This window comes from Halomonas sp. HAL1 (assembly GCF_030544485.1).
Taxonomy (GTDB): domain Bacteria; phylum Pseudomonadota; class Gammaproteobacteria; order Pseudomonadales; family Halomonadaceae; genus Vreelandella; species Vreelandella arctica.
Genome location: NZ_CP130610.1, coordinates 3,639,070 through 3,652,220, shown reverse-complemented (window position 1 = coordinate 3,652,220; position 13,151 = coordinate 3,639,070). Strand labels below are relative to the sequence as shown.

The 13,151-nt window shown below is 56.2% G+C and carries 15 protein-coding genes; 5 read left to right on the top strand and 10 right to left on the bottom strand.

Going from position 1 to position 13,151, the window contains the following annotated elements:
- Positions 1-6: 6 nt before the first annotated feature.
- From fdh3B to glp, 5 genes are all read left to right on the top strand, one after another.
- On the top strand, positions 7-621 hold the full coding sequence (gene fdh3B, locus Q3Y66_RS17015; RefSeq protein ID WP_008959355.1) for a formate dehydrogenase FDH3 subunit beta: 615 nt from the start codon (positions 7-9) through the stop codon (positions 619-621).
- A gap of 11 nt (positions 622-632) precedes the next feature.
- The gene (locus Q3Y66_RS17010) at positions 633-1,733 is read left to right on the top strand and encodes a formate dehydrogenase subunit gamma (protein WP_008959356.1); all 1,101 of its coding nucleotides are present in this window, start codon (positions 633-635) and stop codon (positions 1,731-1,733) included.
- 105 nt (positions 1,734-1,838) lie between these two features.
- Positions 1,839-2,165 (top strand): DUF1244 domain-containing protein, encoded by a 327-nt coding sequence (locus tag Q3Y66_RS17005; RefSeq protein ID WP_008959357.1) that lies wholly within the window; start codon positions 1,839-1,841, stop codon positions 2,163-2,165.
- Positions 2,166-2,169: 4 nt separating this feature from the next.
- Positions 2,170-2,688 carry a molybdenum cofactor biosynthesis protein B gene (gene moaB, locus Q3Y66_RS17000; RefSeq protein WP_008959358.1) on the top strand — a complete coding sequence of 173 codons (519 nt, stop codon included), beginning with the start codon at positions 2,170-2,172 and terminating at the stop codon, positions 2,686-2,688.
- Positions 2,681-3,886 carry a gephyrin-like molybdotransferase Glp gene (glp, locus tag Q3Y66_RS16995; protein ID WP_008959359.1) on the top strand — a complete coding sequence of 402 codons (1,206 nt, stop codon included), beginning with the start codon at positions 2,681-2,683 and terminating at the stop codon, positions 3,884-3,886. Before moaB ends, glp begins: the two co-directional genes overlap by 8 nt.
- An 11-nt stretch (positions 3,887-3,897) precedes the next feature.
- Here glp and Q3Y66_RS16990 read toward each other — a convergent pair whose 3' ends face one another.
- The 10 genes from Q3Y66_RS16990 to Q3Y66_RS16945 all read right to left on the bottom strand — a co-directional run bounded on the left by Q3Y66_RS16990 (position 3,898) and on the right by Q3Y66_RS16945 (position 13,084).
- Positions 3,898-5,064 (bottom strand): glutathionylspermidine synthase family protein, encoded by a 1,167-nt coding sequence (locus tag Q3Y66_RS16990; protein WP_008959360.1) that lies wholly within the window; start codon positions 5,062-5,064, stop codon positions 3,898-3,900.
- An 18-nt stretch (positions 5,065-5,082) separates the two neighbouring features.
- Positions 5,083-5,691, bottom strand: a complete 609-nt coding sequence (locus Q3Y66_RS16985) for a DUF1190 domain-containing protein (protein WP_008959361.1) — start codon at positions 5,689-5,691, stop codon at positions 5,083-5,085.
- Positions 5,692-5,703: 12 nt separating this feature from the next.
- The gene (locus Q3Y66_RS16980) at positions 5,704-6,117 is read right to left on the bottom strand and encodes a DUF350 domain-containing protein (RefSeq protein WP_008959362.1); all 414 of its coding nucleotides are present in this window, start codon (positions 6,115-6,117) and stop codon (positions 5,704-5,706) included.
- 54 nt (positions 6,118-6,171) lie between these two features.
- Positions 6,172-6,894, bottom strand: a complete 723-nt coding sequence (locus tag Q3Y66_RS16975) for a DUF2491 family protein (RefSeq protein WP_008959363.1) — start codon at positions 6,892-6,894, stop codon at positions 6,172-6,174.
- A gap of 33 nt (positions 6,895-6,927) precedes the next feature.
- On the bottom strand, positions 6,928-7,623 hold the full coding sequence (locus Q3Y66_RS16970; protein ID WP_008959364.1) for a PspA/IM30 family protein: 696 nt from the start codon (positions 7,621-7,623) through the stop codon (positions 6,928-6,930).
- A gap of 83 nt (positions 7,624-7,706) precedes the next feature.
- On the bottom strand, positions 7,707-8,165 hold the full coding sequence (locus Q3Y66_RS16965) for a DUF2170 family protein (RefSeq protein WP_238528583.1): 459 nt from the start codon (positions 8,163-8,165) through the stop codon (positions 7,707-7,709).
- Positions 8,166-8,308: 143 nt separating this feature from the next.
- Positions 8,309-9,841 (bottom strand): malonyl-CoA synthase, encoded by a 1,533-nt coding sequence (locus Q3Y66_RS16960; protein WP_008959366.1) that lies wholly within the window; start codon positions 9,839-9,841, stop codon positions 8,309-8,311.
- Entirely contained in the window at positions 9,838-11,214 is a 1,377-nt protein-coding gene (locus Q3Y66_RS16955) for a malonyl-CoA decarboxylase (RefSeq protein ID WP_008959367.1), read from the bottom strand. Before Q3Y66_RS16955 ends, Q3Y66_RS16960 begins: the two co-directional genes overlap by 4 nt.
- Positions 11,215-11,225: 11 nt before the next feature.
- Positions 11,226-12,560, bottom strand: coding sequence for a TRAP transporter large permease (locus Q3Y66_RS16950; protein ID WP_008959368.1), 1,335 nt, complete (start codon positions 12,558-12,560; stop codon positions 11,226-11,228).
- 2 nt (positions 12,561-12,562) lie between these two features.
- The gene (locus tag Q3Y66_RS16945; protein ID WP_008959369.1) at positions 12,563-13,084 is read right to left on the bottom strand and encodes a TRAP transporter small permease subunit; all 522 of its coding nucleotides are present in this window, start codon (positions 13,082-13,084) and stop codon (positions 12,563-12,565) included.
- Positions 13,085-13,151 lie beyond the last annotated feature (67 nt).

Genomic DNA, 13,151 nt, shown 5'->3' with positions numbered 1-13,151 from the left:
AACACCATGGCTCAAATGAAATTTATGTGTGACGCAGAACGCTGCATTGAATGCAACGGCTGCGTCACCGCCTGTAAAAATGCCAACGATGTCGAGTGGGGTATCCAGCGCCGCCGCGTGGTGACACTGAATGATGGCGAAGCGGATGAAATGTCCATTTCCGTCGCTTGTATGCACTGTGACGACGCCCCCTGCATGGCGGTGTGCCCCACCGACTGTTTCTATAAAACGGACGATGGCATCGTGCTGCACGATAAAGACCTCTGCATCGGTTGTGGCTACTGCCTCTACGCCTGCCCGTTTGGCGCCCCGCAGTTTCCCCAGCAGGATGCGTTCGGCGAGCGCGGCAAGATGGACAAATGTACCTTCTGCGCGGGCGGCCCGGCCGAAAGCAAAGAAGAAGAGTACGAGAAGTACGGTTCTAACCGCATTGCCGAAGGCAAACTGCCGCTATGTGCAGAAATGTGCTCTACCAAAGCGCTGCTTGCCGGTGATGCCCAAGACGTTGCCGATATCTTCCGCCAGCGCGTTGTACACCGTGGCCATAAAGATGGCGGTTGGTCCAACAATCCCCAGGCCAGCGCCGACAACCTAGCCTATGATGCTGCCCATAAAGGGTAAGGAGGCGTGTCATGAACCTGTTGACTGCACAGGCACCCGGTGGGGTGCCAAGCTCAGGTAAAGGGCTCGCCCTGGGCATTTGGCGTTTTATGTTGGTGGCGCTGGCTTTGGTGCTAAGCCTCGGCTTTACGCAAGTGGCAGTAGCTCAAGCAGACCCTGATCGCGAAATGACCACCGCTGCCCCCGGCATTACCGCTGACCAGTGGCGTCAGGTACGTAGTGGTGAGACTGGCCCCAACTACCGCGATTCGCGCTATGAAAGCAACTACAGCCTGATCAACTCAAGCGGTGAAACCTGGCGGGAGATTCGTAACCGCTGGGTATCGCCGTTTGGATTGATTGCGGTATTTGGTATGGCGGCGCTGATCGCTCTGTTCTACTTCATTGTGGGCCGTAAGGAGCTTGAAGCACCGCGCAGGGGTCGCCTGCTATTGCGCTGGACGCTAATGAAACGCGCACTGCACTGGACGGTAGCGACACTTTTTATCATTCTGGCGCTGACCGGGATGACGCTGCTATTTGGCAAGTTCGTGTTCCGCCCGCTGTTTGGCGATGGAATTTGGGCGTGGATGATTGCGGCCACGAAAGTGCTGCACAACTACCTAGGGCCGATCTTTGGCATTCTGCTCGTCATACTGCTGGTTAGTTTGATCAAAGAGAACATTCCCAAAAAGCACGACTGGGTGTGGTTTAAGAAAGGCGGCGGCATGATTGGCAAAAAGCATGTGGATGCGGGTTTTGCCAACGGTGGGGAGAAGGCGTGGTACTGGATATTGGCGACGGTCGGTATTCTCGTCATCGCCAGTGGCTTTGTGCTCGACTTCCCCAACTTCAATCAGGGGCGCGACACCATGCAGTGGGCTAACATTATCCACGCAGTCGGTGCGCTAGGACTCACCGCCATCTCCTTAGGCCATATCTATATCGGCACGCTGGGTACCGAAGGCGCGCTAGAGGGTATGACCACGGGCTACGTGGATGAAACCTGGGCTAAAGAGCATCACAACCTGTGGTACGACGAGGTCAAGGATCAAACGCTATCGGAAGAAGAGGTGGCGGCTCGAAAGTCATCTAGCGGTAGTAGTGAACCGTCGGCGCCTCGAACCAGCTGATAAACGTTTATTGAGACTTTCGACACCGCCTTCCGGCGGTGTCTTTTGTTATGCTGCGCCTTAAGTTATTTAGTAACCCGCAGCCACTTTATGAGAGGAACGGTTATGTCAGCGATGAATGAGTTGGATCAATCTACACGCACGGAAATCGAAGCCGCCGCGTTTCGGCGCTTGCTTGAGCACCTGGACGATAATAAAGATGTCCAGAATATCGACCTGATGATCCTGGCCGACTTTTGCCGCAATTGTTTATCTAAATGGTTGGTTACCGCGGCTGAAGCACGTGATGAAACCCTCAGCTATGAAGAGGCCCGCGAGTACGTTTACGGCATGCCTTACAGCGAGTGGAAAGAGCACTACCAAGGAAAAGCGACACCAGAGCAACTGGCGGCGTTAGAGGCTCGCCAAGCACAAAAAAAAGCGAAAGGGTAACGACATGGAACCGATGGTGCCCCTCTCTATTGCTGTACTCACGGTTTCTGATACCCGTACCGAAGAAACCGATCGCAGTGGTCAAGCGCTCGTGGAACGCCTCACCAGCGCGGGTCATACGCTCGCTGAAAAACGTATCGTGCCTGATGACGTTTACCGCATTCGTGCGGTAGTAGCGAACTGGATAGCCGACTCAAACGTGCAGGTGGTGATCACCACCGGCGGCACCGGTTTCACCGGCCGCGACTCCACCCCCGAAGCCATCTCGGTGTTGCTGGACAAGCGGATCGAAGGCTTTGGTGAGCGTTTTCGCCAACTCAGCGGTGATGAAATTGGCAGCTCCACTATTCAAAGCCGCTGCCTCGGTGGCTTAGCCAACGCCACGGTGGTGTTCTGCTTGCCCGGCTCCACCGGCGCCTGCCGCACCGGCTGGGACGGCATTCTGGCCGAGCAGTTGGATAGCCGACATAAGCCCTGCAACTTCGCCAACCTGGTCATCCCAGGCCGGGGGCAACATGGCTGATTTACAGCCAATTTCAGCCGCGCTTGAAGCGCTACTGGCAGACGTCAGCGCGCTAAGTGCCGAGAGCGTTTCACTGGAAGCCGCCGGTGGACGTGTGCTGGCCGAAGCAGTGACAGCACAGCTGGATGTGCCGCCGTTTGATAACAGCGCGATGGACGGCTACGCCTTGCGCGCCGCCGATGCTGGGCAGTGGCTGCCGGTGAGCCAACGTATTGCTGCAGGTACGCAGGCTCAAGCGCTTGCGCCCGGCAGCTGTGCACGGATTTTTACTGGTGGTGAGATTCCTTCGGGGGCTGACTGCGTAGTGATGCAAGAGCGCGTCGAGGTTGATGGCGAACGCGCACTGATGCCCGCAGATATTCCCGCAGGTGATAATGTCCGCCACCGCGGCCGCGATGTGCGCCAGGGCAGTGTACTGCTAAATGCCGGTGAGCGGCTCGAAGCGGCGGCATTGGGTCACTTGGCGGGCCAGGGGATTACCCAAGTCAGTGTGCGTCGACGGCCCCGTGTGGCGCTGCTTTCGACCGGTGACGAGATTATCGATCCGGGCACGCCGTTAAAGCCGGGTCAGCTCTATAACTCCAACCGGCCAATGCTTAAACGTCTGTTGGAGAACTTTGGCGCCGAGGTAGTAAGTACCGTTAGCGTGCCGGATGACTATGCCCGCACGGTGGCACTGTTAACGGCTGCCGCTGCTGAAACAGACTTGGTGGTCACCACCGGCGGTGTGAGTGTCGGCGAAGAGGATCACGTCAAAGCTGCGCTGGAAGCGATTGGCCAACTCGATATGTGGAAACTGGCAATTCGTCCCGGAAAGCCGCTAGCACTGGGTCGCTTGCCTCGCGATGATGGCAGCCAGGCGCGGTTTGTTGGCTTGCCAGGGAATCCGGTATCGGGGTTTGTCGGTGCTTGGCTATTTTTGCGCCCATTGCTGGGGGCAATGCTTAGCTGCGCTGCGCTGAGAACACTACCGACGATTACCGCCAGCGCTGGGTTCGCCACCTCCACTGGCCCACGCGAACACTATATGCGCGTGACGCTGAAATTTACGCCCCGTGGCGTGACGGCGATGGCCTTTGAGGACCAGAATTCTGGCGTGCTTTCGTCGTGTATCAACGCTGATGCCTTTGCGGTGATCCCGGTCAATAGCGACATAGCCGAGGGCGATGCCATCAGTTGCTTATGGCTGGCGGGTTGAGTAAGGGCGTCTTAAACAATCGCGTGGGGCACAAAGCAGGAGGAGTCTTTGGTGATGCGGCCAACGTCTTCGCGAATACCCATGCCACAGGCGCGGTCGCCCACGACCCAACTGCCAATTAACGCGTGGTTGTTACCAAAGCGGGGCATGGGGTGATAGGCCTGGCGAATCCAGGGGCTGTCAGTGTAGGGGCCGTCTACGGCCTCGCGATGGCCGGTTGGTGTGATCAACTCAACGTTGCTGCCTTCCCGGGAGAAGAATGGCTTACGCACCCAGCCAGCTGGTAGCGGCGGGCTATTGGCATCCTCGAAAAACGCCGGTAGCAGGTTGGGGTGACCCTCAAAGTGCTCCCATAGCAGGGGGAGAATGCCCTTGTTGGACAGAATCGCTTTCCAGGGCGGCTCAAACCAGTGGGTATTTAGCTGTGGGATGTACTCGCCAAACGCATCGTCAGCCATCTCTTCCCACGGGTAGAGTTTGAACAGTGCGTGGATGGGTTGATTATCCAGATCAACAAAATGCTCGGCACCGGGCCGCAGGCCAATATCTTCGGTGTAGATAAACGGTGCTTTGAGCCCCGCCTGCACTGCGACATCCTGCAAGTAGTGCACGGTGGCACGCTCTTCGGCGTTATCTTTGATGCAGGAGAAGTAGAGCGTGCGCGCCTCGATGCGATCACCAAGGTGGGCCATGGCATTGATCAGCCGCTCTTGGATCGAGTTGTACTGATCTGCGTGGCGCGGCAGGATACCTTGCGCGATGGCTTGCTCAAGCCATACCCACTGAAAAAAGCCCGCTTCGTAGAGCGAGGTAGGAGTGTCGTAGTTGAGCTCCAGCAGTTTCGCCGGGCCATCGCCTGAATAGGCAAAATCCATTCGTCCGTAGAGGTGCGGTTGGCCCGACTTCCACGAATTGTGGATGCTGTCCCACATATGTTCTGGCAGTGCTAACCGCTGCATTAAGGCATTGGAGTGGCAGACCTTATCTACCAACTCCATACACATCTCATGCACCGCCTCTGTAGGGCCTTCAATATCCCGCTCTACCTGCTCCATGGTGAACTGGTAGTAGGCGTCTTCTTTCCAGTAAGGCTCGCCGTCGATGGTATGAAAATGAAAGCCCAGCTCGTGAGCCAGGGCTTTCCACTCTTTCCGTTCAGGGATATCAATTCGCAGCATGTCGGTATCCGGTGATAGCTAGGAGCCCCAGCCGCCCCGGGCCGAAGAGCGAGAGCCAAAGCCCCGACGCTGAGAGGTCGCTACCGAGTTACGCATGGCATCGTTACGCTGGCTTACCCGCTGAGTCGCCTGATTGGTCGCCGTATTCCAGTTGCCCTGGTTTTGACGGTTGCGGTATACCGGCTCCTGATAAACCCGCTCGAAAGAGCGACCACGGTTGGTGTTGGACATCATGCTGCCAACCATATAACCCATCATGGCCGGCATGAACCAACTGCCACCGGTGCTCCCCGTCGCTGCTTGAGACTGCTCTTCGGTTGGCGCGGTGCAAGCGCCTTCACCATTCTCAGCTTCGCACTCTTCCAGGGTGCTATAGCGTGGCACCGCTTCCAGTGACGCTTCATAGGCATCTTCGCAGGCGCTACGGGTATAGACATTCTCCGCGACGCAGGCTTCCACGCTTTCAAAGCTGCGCGGCTCGTCAAATTCGATCTCGGTGATCTGCTCTTCCTGGGGCGGCTGGCCACAGGCGGTAAGGCCAAAGGCGCTGGCGCCCATCATCGCCAGCGTTAAACGCCCGCTGCGTTTGCGGCGGGGCAAATGGGGAGTGTGATCCTGTTTAGACATGCGGGCTCTCCTTTACCACGTCATCGAAGCGGCGTTGAGCAAGCCGACTGCCACGGCCACACTGGCCATTAAAATGCCGTAGGCTTGATGGCCTTCGGTGATGTGCTGAGACAGGCTTTCACCCTGTTTGCGCAAAAACAGCTTAACGCCAAAGAAGGTGGCTAACTGAACGATAAAGGCGACGACGCCCCAAAGCACAAAATCGATAAAATTGATTGAGTGTGCCATCGCACTATAAAGCGGAATCGTAAAACCCAGAATTGAGCCGCCGTAGGCAGAAGCGGCGGCAGCGTTACCTTCGCGAATTAGTGTCCACTCGTGATGAGGCGTAATGCGGCTGTAGCAGTACATAAAAGCGGCGAGCAGTACAATCGCCGTCACTAGATAGGCGATAAATGACGGCAAGCCGTACAGGTAGTTCACCATGGTGGCGGTTTCCTTTTGTAGTAGATAAAACGTTTTAAATAAAGGCGGTAACGATTACATAGCGTCAATATCGACGGAGGCCACGTCTACCCCCACGTTATGCACCACCATAAAGCTGCCTTCGTCATCATTTTCAGCGCTTATCAGCAGGTACTCCATACGCTCAGTGCCTTGTATGGTACGTTCATAAAGCATCGCGTGATGGGTCACGTGGCGTGCAGCAATACTCTCGGTGGTCATCACTTGCTCTTCGAAAACCACCGGTGGCGACCAGAGGCTGTCGCTATTTCCCCATACCCGCTGATAATTACAGACGCGTGGCTCATCAGTGGTGGAGGTGAGCGCGACGGTTTGAGCACCGATGCTGTCGGGCTGTTTATCTTCACCGTTAATCACACCATCAAATTCAGCATCTGAAAGATGGGCAACACGGTAAAAGTCGAACAGCTTATATTCAAGCACCTGACCGTTTTCAATATTGGCCTGCAGCCACGTATCGTTATCCAGATAGAAACGCACGAGGTGCGCCCCCTGGCCTAGATCGACATGCCCGACGGCGGCAATATGGTGGTAGGCATCGTCGTCCCAGCGAAACAGTGCATCGGCATGGGCGCGCAGGCCGATCAGCTTAATATTGACGCGACCATCCAGCCGCAAGCCTTCAAGATCTTCCTGACTGACACCCATAGGCAGGCCCGTGGCCACCGGGCGGCCTGTATTCGGCTCGGGCGGCTTTTCCGTGGTCGCGCGAAAAAGTGCCTTGAGGGTGTTAAACATGGCCTGGCTCCCTAATAAATTTAAACGCTGAATTTACTCTTGTGCGGCATTTTTCTTCGCTTTCAGGCGTGCTAACACGTCGTCTGCCTTGCGCTCCTGACCGCCCACACCGGCTGCTTTCAGGCGGGCTTCCAGCGAGCTGCCGCTCTCCTCAGCCGCCATTTCATCGGCCGCGTGCATTTGCGCCGAATTGAGCTGCTGGCGCTCTTTAATGCGCTCCAGTGACTCCATGGCGCTGCTCATCGCGCTGTTCTGGCCTGAGTGGCGTGATGCCACGGCAGATTGGGCTTTTTGCGCTGACTCGGTGGCTTTTACCACGCTCACCTGCTGCTTGAGCTGGCGAAGCTGGTTGTCGGTGCCGCGAATCGCGCCGCGCAGTTTTTCAATGCTGGCATCGTACTCGCTAACAATCGCACGCTCTGCTTCCAGGTCATCCTGCAACGCTACCATGCGCTCAGCGACTTCCACCGCCAGTGCTTCCTCGCCTTTATCCAGCGCAGCTTCTGCGCTTTTTTCCAGCTCGGCAATTTTGCTTTCCAGCGTGTCCGCTTTATTGCTGTTCAGCTGGCGTTGGCCCATCAGTCGGGTCAGTTCGGTTTTAGACTGGCTAAGGTGATTTTCTGAGTCGCGAATCTCCTGGTCTAAAATACGCAGTGCCTGGGAATCAACCACTGTTTGACCCGTTTCATTCGCTTTGCCGCGCAGGGCGGTCATAATTTTGCTTAACATAAGTAATCTCGCTTATACGTCACCTGGGCGGTGACACTAATGGATAACGGTGATTTGGAGAATAGACGAACAATGGATAAACGTTAGGCAAAGTGCGTTTGAATCAGTTCAGCCACTTCCATAGCAGCGCCAGCGGTGGCGTGTAGCTCAGCGCAAATTGACTCAAGCTTGGAGTCGCCAAACAGCTGTCCGTAAGCCACATAAAAGTCGTGACCGTCGATCTCGACGATACCCACGGAAGCCAGCGGTAACGAAATACCCTGACGCAACAGCACTTCATTTAACTCAGCGGTATTATTAACGTTAGCAACGGCAACAATAGGCGCCATCGCGATCCACTCATTTTCGCTGCGCGAGAGGGTAATCGGCAAGTTGCCGTAGTCGTTAAGCTCCCAGATCAGCGTCTGATTGGTCTCATCCAGGCTAATGGTCGCTTCGGGCCACTCATAGGTCGCGTTTTCGCTGCTGGCGGAGGCTGGCTGGCTGACTAACTTATATAGTTCGCTGGCAGTGATGCCGCTTGTGACGGTAGGCGTAGTCAAGGTGATTTGCTCCATCGTTCGTTAAGTAGTTTCACCTTAACACTTAGTAGAGCAAATGGTTCCTTTTCCCAGCAAAGCGCTGGTAAAAGCCCCGCACGCCGCGGGGCAAAAGGATGGCAAGAGTATGCTGGCAGGACGGGCGACTATGGCGTGCGATAGGTGTCGTTAAACTGCTTGCGCAGCTCGTTTTTTTGCACTTTGCCCATGGTGTTGCGGGGTAGTTCATCGACAAAGAAGACCCGTTTGGGCTGCTTATACTTGGCTAGCCGACCGTCTAGATGGCTGATCACCTTATCTTCATTAAGCTGATCATCAAGAGCTCCTTGCTGGCGCACGACCACAGCGGTCACTCCCTCACCAAAGTCAGGATGGGGCAGGCCGATGACCGCGGATTCAGCGACTTGGTCGAGCTCGTCGATCACCTGCTCGACCTCTTTGGGGTAGACGTTGTAGCCGCCGGAAATCACCAGGTCTTTGTCGCGACCCACAATATGCACATAGCCTTGCTCGTCGACCATGGCGAGATCGCCAGTAATGAAAAAGCCATCGTCTAACAGCTCCTCGCGGGTCTTTTCGGGCATCCGCCAGTAGCCAATAAACACATTCGGGCCGCGAATCTGCAGCATGCCAATTTCACCCGAAGGCACTTCTTCGCCGGTTTCGCGGTTGGTAATACGCATCTCCACGCCAGGTAGCGGCATACCCACGGTGCCTGCTCGGCGGGCGCCTTCATATGGGTTGGAGAGGTTCATATTGGTTTCGGTCATGCCGTAGCGCTCAAGAATTGCATGATCGGTTTTGGCTTCAAACGCCTCGTGGGTCTCGGCGGTGAGCGGGGCAGAGCCGGAGACGAACAGCCGCATGTTGGCGGTAACGTCAGGCGTCAGGCGCTCATCCTGAACCAAGCGCGTATAGAAGGTAGGAACGCCCATCATCACAGTGCCACGGGGCAACTCTTTAAAAATGACATCGGCATCAAACTTCGGCAGGAACAGCATGCTGGCGCCTGCCATCAGAGTGACATTGCAGGCAACAAACAGACCGTGGGTATGGAAGATCGGCAGCGCGTGGATTAGCCGGTCATCGGCGCTGAAGTGCCAGGCTGTTACCAAGGTTTCAGCATTGGAGGCGAGGTTCTTGTGCGTCAGCATGGCGCCTTTGGAGCGCCCGGTGGTGCCGGATGTGTAAAGAATGGCGGCCAGATCGCGTTCGCCCAGTGCCACGATATCCTCCCGTGGCGTTGCTGCGCTGGTAGCTTCCATCAGGCTGCCATCGGCGGCGCTGCCTAGAGTGGCCACGGCCGGGCAGCCGGTTTCAGCGGCAAGCGCTCGCGCTTCCTCTTCTATCTTGGGTCGGCAGACAAACAACGCAGGCTCGGCATCGTTCAAAAAGTAGCGGATTTCATCGCCGGTATAGCCGGTGTTAAGGGGCAAGTAGACCCCGCCAATGCGCAGGCAGGCCAAATAAAGCAGTATCGCTTCAGGGCTTTTGTCCACCTGCACAGCGACACGGTCGCCTTGCTTAACGCCCAGCTCAGTCAACGCACCGGCAAGTTTCGCGCTTATGCTCAGTGCATCGGTGTAACTGTAGCGGCGGCCATCGCGGGTAGTAATAAAATCGGCCTCTGCGCGCTCACGCATTTTGGCAGCAAAGGTTTCAAATAGATTGTGGCTCATTTGGTGGTCTCTCCCTTGGCCAGCTTGCGGGCGCGTCGAGCGAGGTCGCGCACCTCATTGGAGCAGGCAACGGTGCCCTTGGCGGTATAGTTTTCGTGGTTGCGTTCGATATCGTCCAGCACGTACAGGTAGTTGACCATCAAGCCTGCGGCCTGGTTAAAGCCCTTCTCGGAGATATCGCCCAGCCAATTGATACGGTGGAGTTCGGCCCCATTACCAAGGTGGAAACGGGCCACCGGGTTCAGCGGCAGGCCGTGGCGGTTCTTCTCCTCGGCTAAGTAGCGCGCCGCCAACGGGCGAATCGCGGCTTTCAATGGCTCCTCACGGGTTTTGTCTTGATGCCACCCCGGCGTTTCAAGTCCTTTGAGTGACTTACGCAGTGACTCAGGAAGCTGCTCATCATTACGTTGTTCTTGTAACCACTGGGCAAAGCCGGGCACCGGCGAGAGAGTGACGAAGTATTTCAGCTGCGGCAGTTCCTGAGAGAGTTCTTGCACCACTTGCTTGATCAAAAAGTTACCAAAGGAGATGCCGCGCAGACCGGTCTGGCAATTGCTGATACCAAAGAACGCCGCGGTATCAGCGTCTTCAGGTTCGTCGATAGCTTTTTTAGCGCTACTTTCGCCCGCCCTCTCTCCCGATAAAATAGGCTGAATACGGCTGGGCAGTCCCTTGTGCAGGGCGACTTCCACGAAGATCAACGGCTCGTCGCCAATCGCTGGGTGGAAAAAGGCGAAACAGCGGCGATCACGTGCATCCAGCCGCCGACGTAGATCGTCCCAGTCCTGAATTTCGTGTACCGCCTCGTAGCGGATGATCTTCTCAAGAATCGAAGCGGGGGTATTCCAATCAATGCGCTTGAGCATCAAAAAGCCGCGATTGAACCAGGAGCCGAACAGGTGAGCAAAATCGTCGTCAATGGCCTTCAGTTCAGGCTGCTCACGCAGCAATGCCAGCAGATCTTCACGCATTTTAACCAACTCATAGGTACCATCGCTGGCCAGGTTTAAACGCCGGAAAAGTTCCTGGCGCCTAGGTTCGCTGGCTTCAAATAGCCGCTGTAAAGTGGGGTTGTCGCGGGCTTGCCGATACGCCGTATAGGCCGCATCAATAGGGCCTGGGTCGGCGGCAAAGTCTGTTATTAAACGGATAAAGAAACTGTTTTTTTCAGTTGCCGGGAGCCGCTGGTAAATCGCTAAAGCACGGCTTGCCAGCGCAATGCTGGAGGCTTCGCCATCGCTTTCCAGCAGCTTGTGGCACGCTTTGACCAACTGCTGATGGTCGGGCGTCTCTGTCTCGGGATGGCGGCGGCGCAACAAGGCATCACGCTGGGTGATGTTGTTAAACAACTCCTGCAAAAACATCATGTTCATGGTCGAACTCCTTAACTCATGATCAAGTTAGGTAGCCAAAGCGCGATGCCTGGGAAAAGGCACAGCAACAAGATACCCAGCACCATGCACAGCGCGTAGGGCAAGCTCCCCATCAGAATGTCGCGCAGCGAGATATCCGGCGCGATGCCTTTAATAATGAACAGGTTGAGACCCACCGGCGGTGTAATCAGGCCAATCTCCAGGTTGATGGTCAGGATCACCGCAAACCAGTACGGGTCGAAGTTGGCCGCGAGGATGATGGGCAACAAGATCGGGGCAGTCATCACGATCACGGCCACGGGCGGCAGGAAGAAGCCAGCCACTAGCAAAAAGAGGTTGATCACCCCCATCAGCGCCCAGCGGTTAATCTCCAGTCCGGCAATCGCAGCCGCTACGGTTTGGGTGATGAACATGGAGGAGAGTGCGTAGGCAAATACCTCGGCGGTGGCGATCACCAACATGATCATCACGCTTTCACGCAGCGAGTCGCGCATGATCAGCTTGATGGGCCCCAACTGCCACATGCGGTAGATGAGGATCGCTAGCGCTAAGCATAGAAACGCGCCAACGCCCGCCGCCTCGGAAGGTGTGGCCACCCCGCCATAAAGCGCAAACAGGATGCCCGCGACCACGCCTAAGAAAGGGAGAACCCGCACTAATGCTTTCAGGTTGCTATCGACATTCTGCTTAACATTCTCTTTTAGCCGTTCGACGGACTCGGCCATAGGGTTGTTGTATCCACCGGCCATCTTGCAGGCGATCATGGTCCAGATCATGAACAGACCAGCGAGCATGAAGCCCGGCACCACCCCGGCAATAAACAGCCGACCAATCGAGGTTTCGGTGGAAATGCCGTAGATGATCATGGTGACCGACGGCGGAATCAAAATGCCCAGGGTACCGCCCGCGGCAATACACCCTGCTGCCACGCCATCGGGGTAGCCGCGCTTGCGCATTTCGGGAATACCCATTTTGCCAATCGCAGCACAGGTGGCGGGGGATGATCCCGACAGAGCCGCAAAAATGGAACAGGCGCCAATATTGGAAACCGCCAGACCGCCGGGCAGTTTGCCCATCCACAGATCCAGCGAGCGATACAGATCACGCCCGGTGGGGGAGGAGGCCACCGCGGCGCCCATCAAAATAAACATCGGAATGGCGACAAAACCAAACTCTGCGATGCGGTCAAAAAAGGTTTCCCCGAAGTAGGTGAGCTCAGCAAGGCCACGGTCGTAGATCAGTGCCAGCAGCGATACACCGCCCAGGGCGAAAGCGATAGGGGTGCCAATGGCCATCAGAGCAATCAGCGCGATGGCAACGATAATGCCTAACGTGATGGGATCCATAATCAGTTCTCCCCACGCAAAATTTCAGCTATATACTGCAGCGAAAGTAGGGTGGCGCCGACCGCCATAGGCAGTAAGGCGGGCCACAGTGGCGGATTCCATACCGAGCCCGTGGTCCACTCGCCGTGGAGCGCCTCAAAAACATAGACCCAGCTGGCATACGCCAACGCGGCACAAAAACCTAACCCAAACAGCGACGCGATCAAGCGCATGATAGTGCGGGTAATACCGCCTAGCGCATCGGGAACAATCGTGATGGCGACATGGCCGCCAGTCATCAATACATAGGGGCTGCCCATCAACATCGCTGCCGTTACTGAGAAGATGGTGAATTCAGTCTGCCAGCTGGTGCTCATTCCCAGTAAGTAGCGAATAAATACCATCTGACAAATCACGAGTACGCCAGCGATAAACAGGGCGCAGGCCAAGTAGGCGGAAAGCCGCGAGAGTTTGTCCATGACGCGAATGTAGCCGCCAATGATACCCCCTCGCGCAAGGGCATTGTGTGTCGTTGCAGGTGCCATAATTCCCTCGTCAAGCTGGTTATTTCGCCAAGCTAAGCAAGCATCAGTAGAAAACGGCCATCCCGAG